The organism is Marilutibacter penaei (assembly GCF_014145395.1).
Taxonomy (GTDB): Bacteria; Pseudomonadota; Gammaproteobacteria; order Xanthomonadales; family Xanthomonadaceae; genus Marilutibacter; species Marilutibacter penaei.
This window is the reverse complement of the sequence record NZ_JACHTE010000001.1, coordinates 368,692-388,686: the sequence shown is the minus strand read 5'-3', so window position 1 is coordinate 388,686 and position 19,995 is coordinate 368,692. Positions and strand designations below refer to the sequence as shown.

Sequence of the window (19,995 nt, the reverse complement as noted above, 5' to 3'; positions counted from 1 at the left end):
GACTGGCCGGCAAGACTGGCATGCCGGCCGTGATCGAAGGGCGAATGTGCCGTGGCTCAGGGCAGCAGGTGCTGCTGCCAGAACAGGACCGTTGCCGCGGTGAAGTAGTCGCTGTTGGTCTTCTTGCGGAAGCCGTGGCCTTCATCGTTGAACAGCAGGTACCAGACCGGCTGGCCATTGCCCCGCACCGCGCCGACGATCTGCTCGGCCTCGGTCCACGGCACGCGCGGATCGTTCTTGCCCTGGGCGACGAACAGCGGCGAGGTGATCTTCGAGGCGCCGTTGAGTGGCGAGATTTCGTCGAAGATCGCGGCCATTGCCGGATCCGTCTCGTCGCCGTACTCGGCGCGGCGCAGGTGGCGGCGGTAGTCCTCGGTGTTCTTGAGGAAGGTGCCGAAATGCGAGATGCCGACGATGTCGACGCCGGCGCGGATCCGCTCCGGGTAATGCATCATCGACGCCAGCACCATGTAGCCGCCGTAACTGCCACCGTAGACACCGACGCGACCGGCATCCAGTTCCGGCCGGGTGCCCACCCAGTCGAGCAGGGCCCCGATGTCGCGCACCGAATCCTCGCGCTTCGCCGCATTGTCGAGTGCGAGGTAGGTCTTGCCATAGCCCGCCGAGCCCCGCACGTTCGGCACCAGCACCGCCATGCCGAGCTCGTTGACGAGGAACTGCGTCGTCGGGCTGAACACCGGGCGTGCCTGGCTCTCGGGACCGCCGTGGATCTGCACCACCACCGGCAGCTTCGTCCCGGCCGGGATGTTCGCCGGACGGTAGTAGAAGGCCGGGATCATGCGCGGGGCGCCATCGACTTCGTCGAAGGTCGGGAAGTGCACCAGCGTCGGAGCGACGAAGGTGTCGGCATCCAGGCCACCAACCTCGCTGCGCGTCCAGCGGGCCAGCGAGCGATCGGCCAGGTCGATCACGTAGGCGTCGCTGGGCGAGGTCGCGCTATTGAGGCTGAGCGCAAGCTTCGAACCGTCGGGCGAGAACGACAGCCCATAGGCGAGGCCCACCGGCAGGTCAGGAAGGGCCACCGGCCGGTGCGAGGGCAGGGCGAGCACGCGCAGCTTGCCGATGCCGTCCTCGTTGGTGACGAACGCGAGGTGGCGCCCGTCGTCGGACACGGTGAACTCGCTGACGTCCCATGGAATGTCGGCGCTGAGCACCTCGAGGCGGCCACTGCGCGGCTCGTGGTGGCGCAGCGTGAGGAACTCCTGCGCCTGGCCGTCCAGCGCCTCGTCGGACACGTAGTAGACCGATTCGCCGTCCGGTGCATAGGCGAAGCCGCCGAAGGCCGCCTGGCCACCGTCGACCGGGAACAGCGTCAATTTGCCGCTGGCGACGTCGACCTCGCCGGGGTGCGACTCGGCGATCGAGACATAGCGACTGACCAGCAGGCGTTTGCCATCCGGCGAGAAGTCCAGCGGGAACCAGCTGCCGCCCTCGGTGACGACCGCGCGGGCCGCGCCCGTCTGCATGTCGCGCACCCAGATGTCGGTGTCCTTGCCGTTGCGCGACGTGCTGCTGTAAGCGAGCTGCCGTCCATCGTCCGAGAAGAGCGCGCCCCGGTTCTGCGAGCGCTTGCCGTCGGTCAGCAGGCTGACTTCGCGGGTCTGCAGGTCGAACCAGTGGAGTTGCGAGAATTCGTCGCCGCCCACGTCCTTCGAGAACACGAAGCCATCGCGTCCCGATGCCGCCGGTGCAGGGAGGACGCCGGGCACCGGCTCGGGATAGAAGGTGAGCTGCTCGCGCATCCCCATCGGCTGGCAGGCGCGATGGACCTGCGAGGTCTCCGAGAACCGGGTGCCCAACAGCAGGCAACCGTCGCGGGTCCAGCCACTCGCGGTGGCGCCGCGGGTGTTCTGGTAGCGGTTGAGGCGGTCGACGAGTTCGGCCGGGATCGCAGGGATGTTCTCGCTGACGCGGTTGCCCACCTCCTCGCGGACGGCCTCGCGCGTGGACTGGGCAAAGGCAGGTGCAAGGCCGGCGAAGACCAGGGCGGTCAGCAGGCAGGTATGGCGTATCGGCATATCGGTCTCCCCATCAGGACGGGTCGAGAGTAACGCGAGTACGTCGGTCGCGTTTGGGAAAGCCGGACTTGAGATGGACAAGATTGGCCACAGGTCGGTATTCATCGCTGGCATGAATCGAGGGTGTCGCATGGATGCACCAAGAGCTTCCCGGACCATGGTCTTGCTGGGCTGCATGTTGCTGTTGTTGCAGTTGCCGCTGGCGCTGTGGGCATTCGATGGAGCGATGGACCGGGCTGCGGACGAACTGATTGCCGCAGCTGGAAATCATCGGCTGATCGTCATCGGCGAAACGCACGGCACCCGCGAAACGCCCGCTTTCGTGGGGGCGGTGGCACGAAGCTACGCCGATCGCGGGCCTTTGCTCCTCGCGCTTGAGGTCGACCAGGACGAGCACGCCATACTGAAACGGTACATGTCCGGTCCAGGCGATCGTCTCCGCCATGAAATGCGGCAGCGGGAGGCCTGGAACGTGCCGAGCGAGCGCAACGACGGCCGCCGCAGCGAGGACATGCTCGATCTGATCGAAGCCATGCGAGCGCTGCGCGCGACGGGACACGATGTTGCGATCTTCCCTTTCGATACGGGTCGCTGGACGCGGGGTTCCGAATCACGTGACGCCGCGATGGCGATGAACCTGCGCAATGCTTACCGGGCACTTCCGGAAACGGGAAGGTTGTTGGTATTGACCGGGAACGTGCATGCAATGGCATTCAAGCCAGTGTATTGCCCGCAATGCCAGACTCCGATGACGTCTTATCTCTCCGATCTGGCACCCTTCACGGTGCGTATCGATGCGCTGGAAGGCCAATACTGGGCGTGCCGAGGGGGGCACTGCGGACCAAGCGAGGTCCGCACCGGCAACGCGAGCATCGGACGCAACGAGGTCACGAGCGACACGCCGTATCACTACTGGCTGGTCCTGCCCCGTTTCAGCCCGGCACGACTGATCGATCCATCCGGCTGATCGCTGCCATTGTCGCGATCGTGGTTCGAGCGGCGGTGATTCTCGAGCAAGCTGTCGAACTAGCCGTCGTGAGCCCTGCCCTTGCGATCGCGCCATAGCGCGGCCAGCGTCTGGCTGAGTTCCTGCTTCTCCTCGACCGACAGCGCGGAGTTGCCCGCCGCACGCATCTTGTTCCAGAGCTCCTCGCGTCGTTGTAGCAGGGTCTGATGCTCGAGGCGGGCCACCGCTTCGTGGAACTCGGTCCGCCAGGCGGCTTCCTCGCCGGGCAGCGACTGCGAGGCCAGCTTCTGCAGGGGGGCGTGCTCGTCGCGACCGGCGAAGTGTTCGATCAGGCTGCCAGTGCCGATGTCGGGGCGTTCGTAGACCTGCTGCAACAGCTCGCACAGCAGCGGCACGCCGGGTTGGCGCAACGGCGCGAAACGGTAGGGCGGCAGCAACTCCAGCGCCAGCGGCGGATGCTGGAGCAGGAGGGCAATCACGCCACGCACGAGACTGCGTTTGGCGACGGGTGTCGCGCCGGCACGCGCGCGTCGCGGCGGGACATGGACCTGCGGCGGAGCGCTGCGTCCGCCGACACCGGTGAGTGCGGTCAGGCGCTGCGCCATCAGATCGGCGAAGGCACCATCGGGGATCTGCGCCAGCAGCGGTTTGGCGCGCTCGACCAGCCGGCCCTTGCCTTCCAGCGTCGCCAGATTCACGTCCGCGCCCAGCGAATCGAACAGGAAATCGGAGAGCGGCGTCGCCGCCTTGAGCCGGGCCTGGAAGCCGTCCGCGCCTTCCTGCCGCACCAGCGAGTCCGGGTCTTCGCCATCCGGCAGGAACAGGAAGAACGCCTGCCGGCCGTCCTTCATGCGCGGCGTTACCGACTCCAGCGCCTTCCAGGCCGCCGCGCGGCCGGCACGGTCGCCATCGAAGCAGAAGTACACGTCCGGCGCGTTGCGGAACAGCAGCTCGGCATGGTCCGGCGTGGTCGCGGTGCCGAGCGTCGCCACCGCGGTGTCGACGCCGTGCTGGAACAGCGCCACCACGTCCATGTAACCCTCGACCACCACGATGTGCGGGATCTGTCCGTGCGCCTGCCGTACCTGCCACAGGCCGTAGAGCTCGCGGCCCTTGTGGAACAGCGGCGTCTCCGGCGAGTTCAGGTACTTGGGCGTGTCTTCCTTGCGCATGACACGACCGCCGAACGCAATGGTGCGGCCGCGTCGGTCGAGGATCGGGAACATCACCCGGTCGCGGAACTTGTCGTAGACGCGGCCGCCGTCGTTGCGCGACAGCATGCCGCCGCGTTCGAGCAGGCGAAGCTTGTCCGCGCTGCCGCCGAGCGCATCGCGCAGCGCATTGAACCCGGTCGGCGCATAGCCGATGCCGAAGCGTTCGCGGGTCGCGGCATCGACGCCGCGGCCGTCCAGGTAGGCGCGTGCCTCGGCGGAGCCGGCGAGTTGCTGGCGGAAGAAGCGCGCGCTCGCGTCGAGGACTTCGTACGTTGCCTGGGTATCGGGATTGGCGTTGCGCTGGTGGGTGTCGCGCGGTACCTCCATCCCCGCCGCGCGCGCGAGCTCCTCGACTGCGTCGAGGAACTCCAGGCGGTCGTATTCCATCAGGAACTTCAGCGCGGTCCCGTGCGCACCGCAGCCGAAGCAATGGTAGAACTGCTTGTTCGGCGACACCGTGAAGCTCGGCGAGCGCTCGTCGTGGAACGGGCAGCGTGCCGAGTACTCCTTGCCCTGCCGCTTCAGCGGCACGCGCGCGTTGATCAGCTCGACGATGTCGGTGCGCGCGAGGAGGTCGTCGATGAAGGCGTCGGGGATGCGGGCCATCGGTCCTGTCCGGGTGGACGGCGCCTGACTGTGGCCCGCTAGGATGCCACGTGATCCGCAGGACCGGCAGGGGACGGGGCCGGCGCGCTTCCCTGGGCGGCTTCGTCCAGCATCGCGGTGATCAGTGCGCCGGCGAGGAACACCACGGCGCAGTAGTACAGCCAGACAAGCATGACCACCAGCCCCCCGGCCGGGCCGTATGCACTGCCGAGCGTGGCCTGGCCCAGGTACAGGCCGATCGCCCAGCGGCCGATCATGAACATCGCTGCGGTCAGTCCCCCGCCGATGAGCGCCAACCGGCCATGCACCGGACGGTCCGGCAGCAGGCGGTACATCGCGGCGAACACCAGCGCGTACAGCACGAAGGAGAAGCTGGCGGCCAGCACCGGCAGCAGGTCCGGCAACCAGGCCATGACCAGGCTCAGGGCGGCCTGCACCGCCATCGAGACCACCAGCAGGAAACCCATGCCGAGCGCCATGCCGAATGACAGCAGGCGTTTGCGGATCCATGCCCCGAGGCCGAGCCGGCGTTCGTCGGTCTGGAAAACCCGGTTGAGCGCGGCCTGCAGCTGTCCGAACACCACCGAGGCGCCCAGCAGCAGCGCACCGGTACCCAGCAGGGCCGCGGTGGACCCGGTGCCCGGCTCGCTCTGCGCGTGGGCGACGATCAGGCGTGCGGTCGACTCCACCTGCGGCCCGGCCAGCATGCCGATCTGGCGGAAGAACTCATCCTGCGCGCTCGGGTACAGCGCCGTCGTCAGCCACAGCAGGATCACCACCAGTGGCGCCAGCGAGAGGAGGGTATAGAACGACAGCGCCGCGGCGAGGGCGAGGACATCCGCCTCGAAGAAGCGCTGCACGAACCGGGCCGGGAAACTCCTGGCGAGCCGGGTACGCAGACGCGCCACGCGGGCGTGCGGCAGCTCGGGTGCGCTGGGCGGGGCGGGGGGATAACCGGTCACGCCGGGGTCCGGGAGGAGTGGAGCGCCAGTATCCCGGGCACGGCGTGAGCGTCGCGCGGATGCCGCCGCAGCGGGGCCGGGCGGTTCAGCCGGCGAGGCGCTGCTTGACCAGCTTCGAGACCAGGCCCATGTCGGCCTGGCCGGCCAGTCTGGGCTTGAGCACGCCCATCAGCTTGCCCATGTCGGCCGGCCCGTTGGCGCCGGTGGCGGCGATGGCGGCATCGACCTCGACCAAGATCGTGGCTTCATCCAGCTTGGCCGGCAGGTAGCGTTCGATCACCACGATCTCGGCTTCCTCGACCTCGGCCAGGTCCTCGCGACCGGCGTCGCGGTACTGGCTGACCGAGTCCTTGCGCTGCTTGACCATCTTGTCGAGCACGGCGAGTACCGCGGCATCGTCGAGCTCGATCCGCTCGTCCACTTCCTTCTGCTTGATCGCGGCGTTGACCAGGCGGATCACGCCCAGGCTGTGCTTGTCGCCGGCCTTCATGGCCGCCTTCATGTCATCGGTCAGTCGCAGTTTCAGGCTCATGGCAGGGGTTCCGTGCGGTGGATCGGGGGGCAGGCCAACACAACAGGCCAACACAAAAAGCCGGCGGCGCATGGGCGCGGCCGGCTTCCTGCGGGCTTGCGCCGGCCAGGGTGCGCGAGGCACCGGCCGGGCGGAGCGGATCAGTACAGGCGCTGACGCTTGGTCACGTCGCGCGAGGCGCGACGGGCCTGGCGCTTGACCGCCGCGGCCGCCTTGCGCTTGCGCTCCTGGGTCGGCTTCTCGTAGAACTCGCGCTTGCGGGTTTCGGCGAGGACGCCGGCCTTCTCGCAGGTGCGCTTGAAGCGACGCAGGGCAAACTCGAAAGGCTCGTTTTCGCGGACTTTGACGCTGGGCATGGGGTATCTCTATGCGGGAACAGACCCGGTCGTGCCGGGCGAGCCGCGTATGATAGCCGCACCCGGCCCCGTGCCGCAAGCCGTGCGCCGGTCACCGGTTCGACGCGGCCCGGCGCGGCGCGTACCCTTGCACGGCGCGTCCCGGGGACGCCTGCCGGCAGCCCCGCGGGGCGCATGACCTGAACAACGAGCATCGACGTGAACGTCCTCGGCATCGAAACCAGTTGCGACGAAACCGGCGTGGCGGTCTACGACACCGCCGGTGGCCTGCGCGCGCACGCGCTGTACAGCCAGGTGGCCCTGCACGCCGAGTACGGCGGCGTGGTGCCGGAGCTGGCCAGCCGCGACCACGTCCGCAAGCTGTTGCCGCTGATCCGCCAGACCCTGGCCGACGCGGGACTGTCCGTCGATGACCTCGATGGCGTGGCGTATACGGCCGGTCCGGGCCTGGTCGGTGCCCTGCTGGTCGGTGCCGGCGTCGCCCGGGCGCTGGCCTGGGCGCTGGAGGTGCCGGCCATCGGTGTCCATCACATGGAAGGCCACCTGCTGGCGCCCCTGCTGGAGGACGACCCGGCCGGTCGGCCCGAGCCGCCCTTCGTCGCCCTGCTGGTGTCCGGCGGGCACACCCAGTTGGTGCATGTCGAAGCCATCGGTCGCTACCGCCTGCTCGGCGAAACGCTGGACGACGCGGCCGGCGAGGCCTTCGACAAGACCGCCAAGATGATGGGCCTGCCCTACCCGGGTGGCCCGCAGCTCGCCGCGCTGGCCGAGCAGGGGCGGCCGGGGACGTACCGCTTCGCGCGGCCGATGACCGACCGGCCGGGCCTCGACTTCAGTTTCAGCGGCCTCAAGACCCAGGTGCTGCTGGCCTGGCAGCAGAGCGACCAGTCCGACGCCACCCGTGCCGACATCGCACGCGGGTTCGAGGACGCGGTGGTCGACACCCTCGCGATCAAGTGCGCGCGCGCGCTGGAGGCCACCGGTTGCGACACGCTGGTCGTCGCCGGTGGTGTGGGGGCCAACAAGCGGCTGCGCGCGAAACTGCAGGCGATGGCCGAGGCGCGCCGCGGCCGCGTCGGCTTCCCGCGCCCGGCGTTCTGCACCGACAACGGTGCGATGATTGCCTTCGCCGGCGCGCTGCGCCTGCAGGCCGGCCAGCACGACGATGCCTCGGTGCGCGTCACGCCGCGTTGGGACATGGCGGCACTGGCACCGGTCGCGGGGACCGCCGGTCCCGGCGCATAGGGCCCTGCCCCGGCACGTAGGGAGGGCGCATGCGGCGGGCAGGCGCCTTACCATGGCCACCCCCGGGCTGTTTTCATCCAAGACATGGACCACGTATTCATCGAAGGGCTCGAGATCGATGCCCTGATCGGCATCTACGACTGGGAGCGCCGCGTGCGCCAGCCGCTGGTCTTCGACATCGAGATGGCCTTCGACAACCGGGTGCCCGCCGCGACCGACGACATCGCCGACACGCTGAACTACAAGGCCGTGAGCAAGCGCGTGATCGCCTACGTGAAAGCCTCCGAGTTCGGTCTGGTGGAAACACTGGCGGAGCGGGTCGCCGCGCTGATCCTGGACGAGTTCGGGGTCCAGCGGCTGCGCCTGAAGCTGGGCAAGCCGGGCGCGGTGCGCGGTGCACGGGCGGTCGGGGTGGTGATCGAACGCAGCCGTGGCGAGGGCTGAGGCCGCTCCCTTGATCGCCGGCGCCCCGCCGCTACCCTGACAGGATGAATGACGTGACCGACTGGCTGCCCGAATCCCTCCTTTCGCAATGGCGCAGCGCCGTGGACGGGTCCGGCAACACGGATTGGGCGCTGACCGCCCTGTCGCTGCTCGGCCTGGTGGTTGTCGCCGTGCTGGTGGACTGGCTGACGCAGCGCATCGTGCGGCCGCTGGTCGTGCGGGCGGTGCAGGCCAGTCCCACCCGCATCGATGACGCGCTGCTCGCGCGGGGCGTGATCAAGCGGGTGTCGCACGTGGCGCCGGCGCTGGTGGTCTATGCCGGCCTGAGGCTGGTGCCCGGCCTGCCGGAGCTGCTGGTGCTGGTGCTCGGCAAGGTCGCGCTGGCCTACATGGTGCTGGTGGTGGCGATGGCCGCGAGTGCCTTCCTGTCCGCGCTGAACGACCTCTACGAACGACGCCCCGACGCCCGCAACCGGCCGATCAAGGGCTACGTACAGCTGGGCAAGATCGTCGTGTACGTGGTCGCGATGATCGCCATCGTCGCGGTGCTGATCAACAAGTCGCCGCTGGTGCTGCTCGGCGGGCTGGGGGCATTCGCCGCCGTCCTGCTGCTGGTGTTCAAGGACACCATCCTGTCGCTGGTGGCGAGCGTGCAGATCGCGTCCAACGACATGGTGCGGGTGGGCGACTGGATCGAGATCCCCTCGATGGGCGTGGACGGCGACATCGTCGACATCGCCCTGCACACGGTGAAGGTGCAGGCCTTCGACAAGACCATCGTCACCGTGCCGACCCACAAGCTGATCGATGCCAGCGTCAAGAACTGGCGCGGCATGAGTGAATCGGGTGGGCGCCGGATCAAGCGCGCGCTGCACGTCGACCAGGGCACGGTGCGTTTCCTCGACGACGCCCTGCAGCGGCGACTGTCGCGCTTCGCCTTGCTGCAGGCGCATTTCGAGCGCAAGCGTTCGGAGCTCGAAGACTGGAATGCGCGGCTTCCTGAGGGCGAGGGGCGGATCCTCAATGCGCGCCGGCTGACCAATGTCGGCTGCTTCCGCGCCTACGTCACCGCCTACCTGGAGGCGCATCCGAGGGTCGATCACGGCAAGACCCTGATGGTCCGCCAGCTCGACCCCGGCCCGACCGGCCTGCCGCTGGAGGTGTACTGCTTCGCGGCCACCACGGCCTGGGGCGAGTACGAGGGCATCCAGGCGGACATCTTCGACCACCTGCTGGCGATCCTGCCGGAGTTCGGCCTGCGGCTGTTCCAGCAACCCGGCGGGGCGGACATGGCCATGGGCTTCGCGACCCTGCGGGACGCCGCCGGGGAGGCGGCGTGAGCCCGTCCGGCCTGCACCGCGCCTACCTCAGCCTGGGCAGCAACCTGGATCCGGAAGCGAACCTGCGCAGCGGGATCGATGCGTTGCGTGCGCACTTCGGCGAACTCGTGCTGTCGCGGGTGTATCGCACCCGGGCGGTAGGTTTCGACGGGGACGATTTCCTGAACGCAGCGGCCATCATCCGGACCGGCATGGACCCGTACGCGCTGAACGCCTGGCTGCATGCGTTGGAGGACGCGCACGGCCGCGACCGCAGCGGACCCCGTTTCGGCAATCGCACCCTCGATATCGACATCGTGCTGTTCGACGACGTCGTGCTCGACGGCCCCGGCAACCTGCACCTGCCGCGTCCGGAACTGAAGCATGCCTTCGTCCTGCGGCCCCTGGCCGAGATCGACCCCGGCATGGTCGTGCCCGGGAGCGGGCAGACCCTGGCGTCGCTGTGGGCCGCGCACCCGGAGTACGGGCAGGCGCTGGAGGCGGTCGCCCTGTAGCCGGTAGAGGCCGGCCGCGCGAGCGGGGAGTGTGATGGCAGTCGCGTGCCGGCTGGAACCGTCATGCGGAACAGGCATAATCGGCGCCGGGGGGGATCCATGGAGGGGAGTCCCATGTTCGACAAGCTCTCGCGCAGTTGGGGGCTGGTGAAAGCCAGCGCGTCGGTGTTGCGCTCCGACAAGGAACTGATGCTGTTTCCGTTGATTTCGGGCCTCGCCACCCTGGTGGTGCTGGCCAGCTTCGCGTTGCCGACGTTCGCCTTCGGCATCTTCGACAACGGCCTCACCGCGATCAGCGCGTTCTGGGGCTTCCTGTTCTACTTCTGCCAGTACACGGTGATCATCTTCTTCAACTGCGCCCTGGTCGGCGCGGCGATGATCCGCATGGACGGCGGCGACCCGACGCTGTCCGACGGCTTCCGCGCCGCGAGTTCGCGCATGGGGGCCATCCTCGGCTATGCCGCGATCGCCGCGACCGTCGGCATGCTGCTGGGGGCGTTGAAGAACCGGGAGAACAACCTCCTCGTGCGCCTGCTGGGCAGTGGCCTGGGTGCGATATGGACGCTGGCGACCTTCTTGGTGGTGCCGATCCTGGTCAGCACCGACGTCGGGCCCATCGATGCGCTGAAGAGCAGCGTCAACCTGCTCAAACGCACCTGGGGCGAGAGCATCATCGGCCAGGCCGGCATCGGGCTCGCCTTCGGGCTGCTCACCGCGGTGGTCGTGGTGGCCGGCTTCGCCTCGGCCTTCTTCGCCACGCAGGTGTCGACCGCGATGGCGATCGGGATCGGGGTGTTCACCGTCGCCATCGTGCTGGTGATGGGCATCTACCAGGCGGCGCTGAGCGGCGTGTATTCGGCGGCGCTGTACCAGTACGTCACGCGGGGCGAGGCCCCGGCCGCATTCCAGGACCTGCACCTGGAGCAGGCCTTCGCGGCGAAGTAGGCCCCGACGGCATCGCGATCCCGGCCCCGGCGACAGCAGGGCCGGGATCGCCGACAATGGCGGCATGATCGCCTCTTCCACCGGTGCCCCCGGCGCGCAGCCGCGCGCCGTCGCGGCGGGCGTCCTCGATGCCGTGTTCCTGCGCGGCAGGTCCCTGCGCGTCGAACTCGCCAGGCGCCTGCCGACCCTGGACGATCCGCGCGACCGCGCGCTGGTCGAGACCCTGTGCTTCGCGGTTCTGCGCCAGCCCGCGCGGTACGAGGCGGCACTGGCGCAGTGGATGGCCAAACCGCCCGGCCGTCGCGATGGCGAGCTGAAAATGCTGCTGTTCGTCGGCTTCGCTCAGCTGGACCCGCTGGGGCTGCCGGCGCATGCAGCGGTGGCCTCGACTGTCGAAGCGGCGCGCGTGCTGGGGCGCCGGCACCAGGCGGGACTCGTCAACGCGTTGCTGCGCCGTGCCCAGCGCGAGGGCCTGCCCACGTTGCCGCCCGACACGGACTGGCCGGACTGGTTGCGCGAACGCATCCGGGGGGACTGGCCCGCGCTGGCCGGGTCCATCTTCGCCGAAAGCATCGCGCCCGCGCCGCTGTGGTTGCGTGTCAACCGCCAGCAGGGCAGCCGGGAGGCGTATCGGGAACGCCTGGCCGCCGCCGGCATCTCCGCGCTGCCCGACCCCACGCTCGCCGATGCGCTGCGGGTAGAGGGCACGCTGGCCGTGACGGCCCTGCCCGGCTTCACGGCCGGCGCGGTGTCGGTGCAGGATGCCTCCGCGCAGGCGGTCGCCGATGCGCTGGCGCCTCCGGCGGGTGGGCGCGTGCTGGACGCCTGTGCGGCGCCCGGCGGCAAGACCGCGCACCTGCTCGAGCGCGACCCGAGCTTGCGCATGACGGCGCTGGATGTCGATCCGAAGCGGCTTGAAGCCGTCGAAGGCACCCTCAAGCGCTTGCAGCTGCGCGGCGATATCCGCCTGATGGCGGTGGATGCGGCGAGTGCGAAGGACGACTGGTGGAGTGGCCAGCCGTTCGATGCGGTGCTGCTGGATGCGCCGTGCTCGGCCACCGGCATCGTGCGTCGCCAGCCCGACGTGCGTCTGCATCGGCGCGAGTCGGACATCACCGCACTGGTCAAGCTGCAGGCGCGCCTGCTGGACGTGCTCTGGCAGAAGCTCGCGCCCGGTGGCGTGCTGCTGTATGCGACCTGCTCGATCCTCAAGGCCGAGAACGCGGCGCAGGTCGAGGCCTTCCTGGCCCGTACCCCCGACGCACGGGTCGATCCCCTCGCCGAGCGTTTCGGCCACGCGAGCGGGCCGGGCCGACAGCGCCTGCCGGGTGAAGGCGGCGGCGACGGCTTCTTCTATGCGCGCCTGTTGAAGGCGGCCTGAGGCCCAGGTTCCGCGCGCACCGGCGGTGCAGCGGCCTTCCGTCATCGCCGCGGCGCACCCCGTATCATGCGGTCCATGACGACCCCACTGCCTTCGATCCCGGCCCGCCGTGCGCGCTGGCTCGGCCCCACCACGCTGTTCTGGATCGTCGCGATCCTCGTGCTCGGTGCCGGTCTTGGCCTGCGCGACCCGTGGCCCGCCGACGAGCCGCGCTTCGCGCTCGTCGCCAAGCAGATGGTCGAAAGCGGTGACTGGCTGTTCCCGCACCGCGGCAGCGAGTTGTATTCCGACAAGCCGCCGATGCTGATGTGGCTGCAGGCGGCGTTCTACACGGTGATCCGCGACTGGAAGGTCGCCTTCCTGCTGCCGTCCCTGCTGGCCGCACTGGGGACCCTGTGGTGCGTGACCGACCTGGGCGCGCGACTTTGGACGCGCAAGGTGGGGCTCTACGCGGGCTGGGCGCTGCTGTTCGCGGTGCAGTTCACCTACCAGGCCAAGAAGGCCCAGATCGACCCGCTGGTCACCTTCTACATCACGCTGGCCAACTACGGCCTGCTCCGGCACATCCTGCTCAACGACGGCTGGCGCTGGTGGTGGCTGGGCTGGTTCGCGGCCGGGCTGGGCACCATCACCAAAGGGGTGGGCGCGCTGGCCCTGCTGATGCTGCTGCCCGCGGCAGTCGCGGCGTTCGCAGGCTGGCCCCGCGTGCGCCAGCAGTTCCGGGACCCGCGCTGGTGGCTGGGGCCGGTGGTGTTCGCACTCGCGGCTGGGTTGTGGCTGGTGCCGATGGTGACGGCCGCACTTGGCCAGCCGGACCCGACCTACCGGGCCTACCTCGACGACATCCTGTTCAACCAGACTGCCAACCGGTACGCGAAGAGCTGGGACCACCACCAGCCGCCGTGGTACCACCTCGGCGTGGTGCTGACGATGTGGCTGCCGCCGATGCTGGCGCTGCCCTGGGCGCTGCCGGCCTGGTGGCGGCGACTGAAGCGCCGCGATGCGCGCTACCTGCTGCCGCTGGCCTGGTGGCTGTTGATCCTGGTGTTCTTTTCGATCCCGCAGGGCAAGCGCGACGTCTACATCATGCCGGCGCTGCCGATGGCCTGCCTGGCGTTGGCGCCGCTGCTGCCGGGCCTGCTCAGGAAGGCGTGGCCGCCTCGGCTGGCCTTCGTGTTCGGCAGCCTGTTGGCGTTGGCGGCGCTGGGGGCCGGCATCGCGATGTGGACCGGCGAGCCCGGTTTCGAACGCAGGCTGGTGGAGGACCGCGGTTTCACCGACGCCGCGGTGACGCAGGCGACCTGGCTGATGCTGGCGATCGGCGTGTGGTTCAGTGCCGCGCTGCTGTGGTTCGGCCCGCGCCGCGGTGCGCATGGCACCGTAGCCGGCCTGGCCGGCTTGTGGGTGCTGTACGGCGTGCTCGCGTATCCGCTGATGAACCCCTCGTCCTCCGCGCGCGAAGTGATGGAAAAGACCGGTCGCATGATCGGTCCGGGCACCGAACTGGGCCTGGTCGGCTGGAAGGAGCAGAACCTGCTGCAGGCGGACCGGGCGGCGATGGACTGGGGCTTCACCCAACCGCCCCACGTGCAGCTGGCCGGTGCGATCGACTGGATGCAGGCGGACCCGACGCGCAAGGTGCTGATCCTGCAGGCCGTGATGGGGCCGTGCATCGATGCTTCGAAGGCCGTCGAGGTCGGCACCGCGAACCGGCGCAGTTGGTGGCTGGTCGACGCCGGTGCGGTCGTGCCCGGATGCACGCCACCGGAGCTTGATCCGAGCGCGTGGCGAGGCGGCGAGGACGAACTCGAGGACTGAGCGGCTCGGACGGCGGCTCAGGCGCCGGCGAGGCGGGCGAGGGCGTCGACGGCGTCCGGCAGGCCGTTGCGCAGGCCAAGCCGCGCGGTCGCGGCCCGGAGTGACGCGCGTGCGTCGGCGTCGCGGGCCAGTGCCGCCAGCCCTTCTGCCAACGCCGCCGGCGCCGTATCGCGGGTCGCCCTGACGGCACCTGCGTCGGCCAGCCAGCGTACCCGAGCGGCCTGTTCGTCCTGCATCGGCAAAGCCAGCACCGGCGTCCCGAGCGACAGCGCCTGTACCAGCAGGCTGCCGCCCGCCAGCAGCGCGGCATCGGCGCCCTGCAGCAGGGCCATCAGTTCGGCATTCGGAAGCGCGTCGATGGACACCGCCGGCGCCGCGCCCTCGGCCCCGACCGCGACCGTGGCGAGTCCTCCGGCCGCGACCCGTGACGCGGCCTCGCCGAACAGGCCCGCCGCATCCCGGTCACCGACGCGATGCCGGCCACCGCCGTGGCACACGACCACGTAGGGCGGGGCGACGCCGCAGCGGGCCTGCACGGCCCCGGTATCGGCCGGTGGGGAAAAAAGCGTGGCGAAACGCCGGACCTCGACCCGCGGATGCCGCCAGCGGGCGACGCGCTCGTGCCATCCCCCGGCGCCCAGCAGTTCGGCGCCGACCAGCCAGTGGGCGTCCAGCCGGGCCATCCGCCGCGCGCGGAAACCGCGGTCGCGCGCGCTGGGGCGTGAACTGAGCAGCACGACTTTGGCGCCGACCCGGCGAGTGGCGTCGAGCGCCTTCACCCGGGTGTTGCCGTCGAACAGCACCACGGCGGGGCGCAATGCTTCGATTGCGGCGACGACCTCCGTGACGGCGCGGGTCGGCGAGGCCGGCAGGGTCGTGGTCGGCCAAGGCAGCGCCGGCGTGCCTTCGGCCAGCAGGAAGTGCGGCTGCAGCAGGGGATGGGCCGCAACGAGCGCGTCGGCCAGCAGGCGGCAGCGCTGCACTTCGCCACTGCCGGCGCCCCCGGACACGGGAACGAACAGGATGCGGGTCATCGGCGGGGCTCCATGCGGCGGGCTCGGGCGGCTCGATATGATGGACGCGACGGTCCGGCAGGGGCATGGTGCCCGCAGCGCCGGCGGACTGGAAGCGATCCCGGATGCCAAGCCCCCGCACGACCTTCTTCCTCGACGCGACCGACGCCGACCTGGCGCGCTGGCGTTCGCTGGACCCCGACCGCGAACCGCATCGCCTGGTCCTCGGCGAACACTACTGGATCGTGCTGACCTGGCGCCGGCTCGCCGATGCCGGGCTGGACGTCGTGCTCGACAACCGCGTGCCGGCCGATGGGCCGGTGGTGTTCTATGCGGGCGACAAGCGCGCGGTCGAGCGTGCCCACGTGCGTGCGCGCAGCCGCGCCCTGCTGGTGGCGACCCGCAGCGACCGCAATCCGGTCGGGTATGCCGACGTCGAGGTCGTGCAGAACGCGGCCTCGGCCGATGGCGAGCGTTGCTTCCATGTCCCGCACTGGCGTCAGCCGGGCCTGATCGTCCGCGACGGCGCGCGCGGTGACCGGCCACGGGTGCTGCTGTTCCCCGGCACCCGGCAGAACCTGCACCCGGGTTTCCTCGACGGGGAGTGGCAGGGCTTCCTGCAGGCGCGCGGACTGGAAATGCGCTGCCACTTCCAGGCCACGGGCGACCGTCCGCCCGCTTACCACGACCTGCACGACGTCGACCTGATGCTGGCGGTGCGTCCCAGCGGTGCGACTGTCGTCCGCAACAAACCCGCGTGGAAGCTGTTCAATGCCTGGCTGGCCGGGGTGCCGGCCCTGCTGGGACCGGAGGCCGGGTACCGTGAGCTGCGCGAGGGACCGCTGGACTTCATCGAGGTCGATGGGCCGGCGGCGGCGCGGCGCGCGATCGAGCGGCTGCTTGGCGAGCCCGGCCTGTACCGCGGCATGGTCGAGAACGGCCTGCAGCGGGGCCGCGACTACGACGACTCGGCGAACGTCGCACGCTGGCGGGTCCTGATCGAAGAGGTCCTCGCGCCGCGCGCGATGGAAGAAGCGCGTGCGCCCACCCCGCGCTGGAAGCGTCGCCTGCGCGACGGCGCTGCACGGCTCAGGCGCACGCTGCGCGGAAAGGCCTGAGCGCTCCTGCTACCAGCGCAACGGCCGGGTGGACAGGGTCTCCGCCAACCGGTCGTGCAGCGCGCGGGCGTCATCCACCGGCAGGAAGCGGATCCGCAAGGGCGGGCCGAGCGCGTTGGCGCCGGCGGTGTCCAGCCGCAGCGTGGCCGTGCCCCAGCGGCGGTCCATCGGCGAGCGGGTTAGCTGCAGGGCCTGCAGCTTGTCGATCTCGGCGAAGCGCCAGTGTCGGCTCCACCAGCCCTCGCGCACCGCGATCAGCTCACCGGACAACGCATGGCCGATCCGGCGGGCATGCTGGCGCGACTTGAACACCGCCCAGGGCAGCCACGCCAGGCCCAACAGGCCCCACCCGTCGAACCGCCAGTACAGCAGCGCGGTCAGCAGCAGGCAGAACGGCACGACCGGCAGGAACAGCCGCCACCAGGTGCGCGCCGGCAGCGGGCGCCATTCGAGCGCGCCCCAGCCTGCCTGCGGGAGCAGGTGCTCGACCAGGGCGTCGCAGTCGGCCGGGGTGGCCACCGGCGCGAGCTCGCGCAGTGCACGCTGCTGCTGATGGCCTTCCTGCGACACCGCAGTGTCGACCTCCAGGCTCCGGCGGCGGAACAGCCGGTGCAGCAGGCCTTCGCGCAGCGTCCAGGCCTGGATGCGCCGTCGCGACGCGCTGGTCCGCCAGCGGCCCAGCAGCCCGCGCTCGACCGTCAGCCGCCGTCCCTGCTCGCTCAGGGTGAAACCGTGGTACTGCAGGAAGGCCAGCACGACCGACAGCGCGCGCACCATGACCAGCAGGACCAGCACCAGCGCCGCCGCGGCGAGCGCGTAGTCCACCGTGCCGTAGTGGTGCTCGCCGGCCCAGCCCACGGCGTTGCGCACGCCGGCTTCGGCGAATCCTTCGATGGCGTCATCGCCGCCGAACTGGAAGAAAGCCGCGGTGGCGGCCGCGACCACGACCATGCCGCGGTTGGAGATCAGCCCCAGCCGCAGCACTTCGCCCGGCGGGAGATGCAGCAGCACCGGCGACGGCTCGTCGCCCACGCCGGTCTCCCCGGTGGCCGCGGCACCCGCCCGGCGCCGTATCAGCCGTTCCAGTGCCAGCGCGTCATCCAGCTTCAACACCCGCATCTCGGCTTCCGGCTTCTGTCCCCCCGCCGATTCCAGCCGCACTTCGGCCACGCCGAACAGGCGGTGCAGCAGGTGCTGCTGCAATGCGACGTTGTGGATGCGCGCGAACGGGATCACCCGCAGGCTGCGCTCAAGCAGGCCGCTGCGCACCACCAGCGCCTCGCCGACCACGCCGTAGCGGTAGGTGAAGTACTGCCACAGCGAGATCACGACCAGCACGCCGACGCCGACCAGACCCCACAGCTCGTACATGTTGTCACCGCGCCGGCCGAACACCAGGATGGCGCCCAGCGGCACGATGAAGGACTTCAGCTGCTGCACCAGCACGAACAGCCAGGACATCGGATGCAGGCGGTGGTCGGCGTCGCGGGCGCTGACGTCCGGCGACGGCGACGGCGTCGGCGGGGGCGGCAGCGGCGGCGGCCCCTCACTCGTCATCGTGGTCGATCTGGGCGCCCAGGCGGTCGCGCAGGGCTTCTGCGTCGTCGGCATCGAGGTGCGGCACGGCAACGGCGCTGTGCGCGGTACCCGCGGTATGCACGACCAAGGTGGCGAGGTGGCGCCTCCGCTGCAGCGGTCCGCGCTTGATGTCGAGGTGTTGCACGCGCGTGGTCGGTACCCGGGTCTCGCGTTGCCACAGCCGGCCCTGGCGCACTGCCAGCCCGTGCGCGTCGAGGCGCCACGCGGTGTAGCGGAAGCGCTTGAAGCCCAGCCACAGCCCGAACAGCGCCAGCGGCAGCGCGACCACCACGATGCCACCGGCGATCGCCGCCGGGAACGACAGCAGCTCGCCGCGGCTGCCGGCGATCACCCCCAGTGCGACCCCGGCCCCGATGCCGGGCAGGCCGAAGCCGAGCACCGTCCCCAGCGCGAACAGTGCGCGTGCACGCGCCGGCAGCGGATGCCAGTCGGGACGCAGGTCGATGGCAGGCGGTGCGGATCCCGGATTCATGGCGTGCTGCGCAGGTCGGGCTCGGTGTCCACGAAAACGTGGTCGTCGCGATAGAGCGCAAGCCGGGCCTGCATGCCCCCGCGCTCGTCCACCTGGTCGTCGGCCAGTTTGTCCAGCGCGTCCTGCTGGTAGCGGCGGGCCTGTTCGAAATCGCCATTGGCGGCGTATACGGCCGCGAGGGTGTCCAGTTCCAGCGCGTTCAGGGTCGCGAGCCTGTCGACCATGAAGCCCGCCAGCGCCATGGCCGCCTCCGGGTCGCGCTGATCGGCGCGCGAACAGGTGGCGAGCAGCCATGCACGGTTGTTCCGGGCCTCTTCCAGGCCTGCATCCTCGGCTTTCTGCAGCCAGTGGTCGGCCTGCGCGCAGTCGACCGGCAGCCCCGCCGCGCCATCGGTGTAGTACTGGGCATACATCCCCATCGCCAGGGGCAGTCCCGCCTCCGCCGCGCGCCGGACGTGCGGGAGTGCGCGCTCGATGCGTTCGGGGGGCAGGTCGCGGGTGTTCTCGGCGCGCAACAAGGCCATCGCGGCGCCCAGCGACGCCTCCACGTGTCCGCCGTTGCTGGACGCCTCCATCATCGCAACGCCCGCGGCCTCGTCGTGCGGCACCAGTTCGGGTGATTCACCGGTGTACAGCAGCGAGCCGTATGCCCACTGCGCGAGGGGATCGCCCGCCTCGGCCTTGACCCGCGTGGCGCCCACGCGGTCGCGCACGTAGCTGCCGTAGTCCGGCCACCGTTCGTTGAGTTCCCGCTGCGCGACGGTATCGCTGACCGGCACGATATCGAGCTGGGCCAGCAGTGGCGCGGCCTCGCCCTCCGGGAGGCCGTGTTCGACCAGGTGCTGGACCGCGCCCGGATCGGCGTCGGCCGCACCTCCATTGATCACGGCGGACAACTCCAGCGCCATGCCTTCCACCCGGACCCGCCACCGTCCGTCCTCGAGCACCAGGCTGGGGCCGTAGTCGAACTGCCTGCCGTCGGGCGGCGAACCTTCGCCGACGGCCAGCGACGGTGTGACGAGGGTGACCACGGCGAGTGGCCTCAAGGTGATCTCCGCATGGTCGATCATGGCCGTGCACAGGCCGCTCTCGATGCAGTCGCGGAATACCGCTTCGCCATCCATCCCGGCCAGCGTGCCGGCATCGTGGCGCGCACGCAGGCCATAGACCGTCACCCGGTCGGTCGAAGGCAGGCGCCGGAGCTGTTCCGGCGACGCATGCAGCGCGGCGTCGCGCAGGAACGCGTAGTGCTGGAAGGTCGAGGTGGCGACGCGCCCGGCCGTGTCCGGGTCGTGGCCCTTCTGCAGTGCCAGGTATTCGTCCCACGCCGCGCTGGCGGCATTCATCGCGGCGAGATCATCGGCTGCCGCGACCGGTCCGGCCATCAGGGCCAGTGCCAGAATCCATTGTTGCATCGTGCGTCCTTCCCCCTGGTGGTGGCGTGCGTTGG

At 70.1% G+C, this 19,995-nt stretch carries 18 protein-coding genes; 9 read left to right on the top strand and 9 right to left on the bottom strand.

Annotated features, from left to right (window positions below; genetic code table 11):
* Positions 1 to 56 precede the first annotated feature (56 nt).
* Positions 57 to 2,039, bottom strand: coding sequence for a S9 family peptidase (locus H4F99_RS01725; RefSeq protein ID WP_182667978.1), 1,983 nt, complete (start codon positions 2,037 to 2,039; stop codon positions 57 to 59).
* 73 nt (positions 2,040 to 2,112) lie between these two features.
* Here H4F99_RS01725 and H4F99_RS01720 point away from each other — a divergent pair, with 73 nt between their 5' ends.
* The gene (locus H4F99_RS01720; RefSeq protein WP_182667977.1) at positions 2,113 to 3,006 is read left to right on the top strand and encodes a calcium-binding protein; all 894 of its coding nucleotides are present in this window, start codon (positions 2,113 to 2,115) and stop codon (positions 3,004 to 3,006) included.
* Between the two features lie 59 nt (positions 3,007 to 3,065).
* Here H4F99_RS01720 and dnaG read toward each other — a convergent pair whose 3' ends face one another.
* From dnaG to rpsU, 4 genes are all read right to left on the bottom strand, one after another.
* Positions 3,066 to 4,826, bottom strand: a complete 1,761-nt coding sequence (dnaG, locus tag H4F99_RS01715; RefSeq protein WP_182667976.1) for a DNA primase — start codon at positions 4,824 to 4,826, stop codon at positions 3,066 to 3,068.
* Positions 4,827 to 4,864: 38 nt separating this feature from the next.
* A complete protein-coding gene (locus tag H4F99_RS01710) occupies positions 4,865 to 5,788 on the bottom strand; it encodes a YhjD/YihY/BrkB family envelope integrity protein (RefSeq protein ID WP_182667975.1) in 924 nt (307 codons plus the stop codon).
* A gap of 85 nt (positions 5,789 to 5,873) precedes the next feature.
* Positions 5,874 to 6,320, bottom strand: a complete 447-nt coding sequence (locus tag H4F99_RS01705) for a GatB/YqeY domain-containing protein (protein WP_182667974.1) — start codon at positions 6,318 to 6,320, stop codon at positions 5,874 to 5,876.
* Positions 6,321 to 6,460: 140 nt separating this feature from the next.
* The gene (gene rpsU, locus H4F99_RS01700) at positions 6,461 to 6,676 is read right to left on the bottom strand and encodes a 30S ribosomal protein S21 (RefSeq protein WP_031371286.1); all 216 of its coding nucleotides are present in this window, start codon (positions 6,674 to 6,676) and stop codon (positions 6,461 to 6,463) included.
* Positions 6,677 to 6,874: 198 nt separating this feature from the next.
* Here rpsU and tsaD point away from each other — a divergent pair, with 198 nt between their 5' ends.
* The 7 genes from tsaD to H4F99_RS01665 all read left to right on the top strand — a co-directional run bounded on the left by tsaD (position 6,875) and on the right by H4F99_RS01665 (position 14,343).
* A complete protein-coding gene (tsaD, locus tag H4F99_RS01695; protein ID WP_182667973.1) occupies positions 6,875 to 7,921 on the top strand; it encodes a tRNA (adenosine(37)-N6)-threonylcarbamoyltransferase complex transferase subunit TsaD in 1,047 nt (348 codons plus the stop codon).
* Between the two features lie 84 nt (positions 7,922 to 8,005).
* Positions 8,006 to 8,365 (top strand): dihydroneopterin aldolase, encoded by a 360-nt coding sequence (gene folB, locus H4F99_RS01690; protein ID WP_182667972.1) that lies wholly within the window; start codon positions 8,006 to 8,008, stop codon positions 8,363 to 8,365.
* Positions 8,366 to 8,418: 53 nt separating this feature from the next.
* A complete protein-coding gene (locus tag H4F99_RS01685) occupies positions 8,419 to 9,705 on the top strand; it encodes a mechanosensitive ion channel family protein (RefSeq protein WP_343064116.1) in 1,287 nt (428 codons plus the stop codon).
* Between the two features lie 11 nt (positions 9,706 to 9,716).
* Positions 9,717 to 10,199, top strand: a complete 483-nt coding sequence (folK, locus tag H4F99_RS01680) for a 2-amino-4-hydroxy-6-hydroxymethyldihydropteridine diphosphokinase (protein WP_182668128.1) — start codon at positions 9,717 to 9,719, stop codon at positions 10,197 to 10,199.
* 114 nt (positions 10,200 to 10,313) lie between these two features.
* Positions 10,314 to 11,144, top strand: coding sequence for a DUF6159 family protein (locus H4F99_RS01675; protein WP_182667970.1), 831 nt, complete (start codon positions 10,314 to 10,316; stop codon positions 11,142 to 11,144).
* 64 nt (positions 11,145 to 11,208) lie between these two features.
* Entirely contained in the window at positions 11,209 to 12,525 is a 1,317-nt protein-coding gene (rsmB, locus tag H4F99_RS01670) for a 16S rRNA (cytosine(967)-C(5))-methyltransferase RsmB (RefSeq protein WP_182667969.1), read from the top strand.
* A gap of 75 nt (positions 12,526 to 12,600) precedes the next feature.
* Positions 12,601 to 14,343 (top strand): ArnT family glycosyltransferase, encoded by a 1,743-nt coding sequence (locus tag H4F99_RS01665; protein ID WP_182667968.1) that lies wholly within the window; start codon positions 12,601 to 12,603, stop codon positions 14,341 to 14,343.
* 17 nt (positions 14,344 to 14,360) lie between these two features.
* Here H4F99_RS01665 and H4F99_RS01660 read toward each other — a convergent pair whose 3' ends face one another.
* Positions 14,361 to 15,377 carry a hypothetical protein gene (locus H4F99_RS01660; RefSeq protein WP_182667967.1) on the bottom strand — a complete coding sequence of 339 codons (1,017 nt, stop codon included), beginning with the start codon at positions 15,375 to 15,377 and terminating at the stop codon, positions 14,361 to 14,363.
* Between the two features lie 104 nt (positions 15,378 to 15,481).
* On the opposite strand from H4F99_RS01660, the gene H4F99_RS01655 reads away from it, so the two are divergent.
* A complete protein-coding gene (locus H4F99_RS01655) occupies positions 15,482 to 16,474 on the top strand; it encodes a glycosyltransferase (RefSeq protein ID WP_182667966.1) in 993 nt (330 codons plus the stop codon).
* Between the two features lie 9 nt (positions 16,475 to 16,483).
* Here H4F99_RS01655 and H4F99_RS01650 read toward each other — a convergent pair whose 3' ends face one another.
* The 3 genes from H4F99_RS01650 to H4F99_RS01640 all read right to left on the bottom strand — a co-directional run bounded on the left by H4F99_RS01650 (position 16,484) and on the right by H4F99_RS01640 (position 19,960).
* Positions 16,484 to 17,935: a PH domain-containing protein gene (locus tag H4F99_RS01650; RefSeq protein WP_246371195.1), complete on the bottom strand. Its 1,452-nt coding sequence runs from the start codon at positions 17,933 to 17,935 to the stop codon at positions 16,484 to 16,486.
* Positions 17,936 to 18,020: 85 nt separating this feature from the next.
* Entirely contained in the window at positions 18,021 to 18,545 is a 525-nt protein-coding gene (locus H4F99_RS01645) for a PH domain-containing protein (RefSeq protein ID WP_182667964.1), read from the bottom strand.
* On the bottom strand, positions 18,542 to 19,960 hold the full coding sequence (locus tag H4F99_RS01640) for a tetratricopeptide repeat protein (RefSeq protein ID WP_182667963.1): 1,419 nt from the start codon (positions 19,958 to 19,960) through the stop codon (positions 18,542 to 18,544). The genes H4F99_RS01645 and H4F99_RS01640 overlap by 4 nt, the downstream gene beginning before the upstream one ends.
* Positions 19,961 to 19,995 lie beyond the last annotated feature (35 nt).

Coding starts and splice junctions, on each gene's coding strand:
- H4F99_RS01640 (WP_182667963.1), bottom strand. CDS start 19,960: ATGCAACAATGGATTCTGGCACTGGCCCTGATGGCCGGACCGGTCGCG.
- H4F99_RS01660 (WP_182667967.1), bottom strand. CDS start 15,377: ATGACCCGCATCCTGTTCGTTCCCGTGTCCGGGGGCGCCGGCAGTGGC.
- H4F99_RS01675 (WP_182667970.1), top strand. CDS start 10,314: ATGTTCGACAAGCTCTCGCGCAGTTGGGGGCTGGTGAAAGCCAGCGCG.
- H4F99_RS01650 (WP_246371195.1), bottom strand. CDS start 17,935: ATGTCCTGGCTGTTCGTGCTGGTGCAGCAGCTGAAGTCCTTCATCGTG.
- H4F99_RS01655 (WP_182667966.1), top strand. CDS start 15,482: ATGCCAAGCCCCCGCACGACCTTCTTCCTCGACGCGACCGACGCCGAC.
- folB (WP_182667972.1), top strand. CDS start 8,006: ATGGACCACGTATTCATCGAAGGGCTCGAGATCGATGCCCTGATCGGC.
- rpsU (WP_031371286.1), bottom strand. CDS start 6,676: ATGCCCAGCGTCAAAGTCCGCGAAAACGAGCCTTTCGAGTTTGCCCTG.
- H4F99_RS01665 (WP_182667968.1), top strand. CDS start 12,601: ATGACGACCCCACTGCCTTCGATCCCGGCCCGCCGTGCGCGCTGGCTC.
- H4F99_RS01645 (WP_182667964.1), bottom strand. CDS start 18,545: ATGAATCCGGGATCCGCACCGCCTGCCATCGACCTGCGTCCCGACTGG.
- H4F99_RS01705 (WP_182667974.1), bottom strand. CDS start 6,320: ATGAGCCTGAAACTGCGACTGACCGATGACATGAAGGCGGCCATGAAG.
- dnaG (WP_182667976.1), bottom strand. CDS start 4,826: ATGGCCCGCATCCCCGACGCCTTCATCGACGACCTCCTCGCGCGCACC.
- rsmB (WP_182667969.1), top strand. CDS start 11,209: ATGATCGCCTCTTCCACCGGTGCCCCCGGCGCGCAGCCGCGCGCCGTC.
- H4F99_RS01725 (WP_182667978.1), bottom strand. CDS start 2,039: ATGCCGATACGCCATACCTGCCTGCTGACCGCCCTGGTCTTCGCCGGC.
- H4F99_RS01720 (WP_182667977.1), top strand. CDS start 2,113: ATGGACAAGATTGGCCACAGGTCGGTATTCATCGCTGGCATGAATCGA.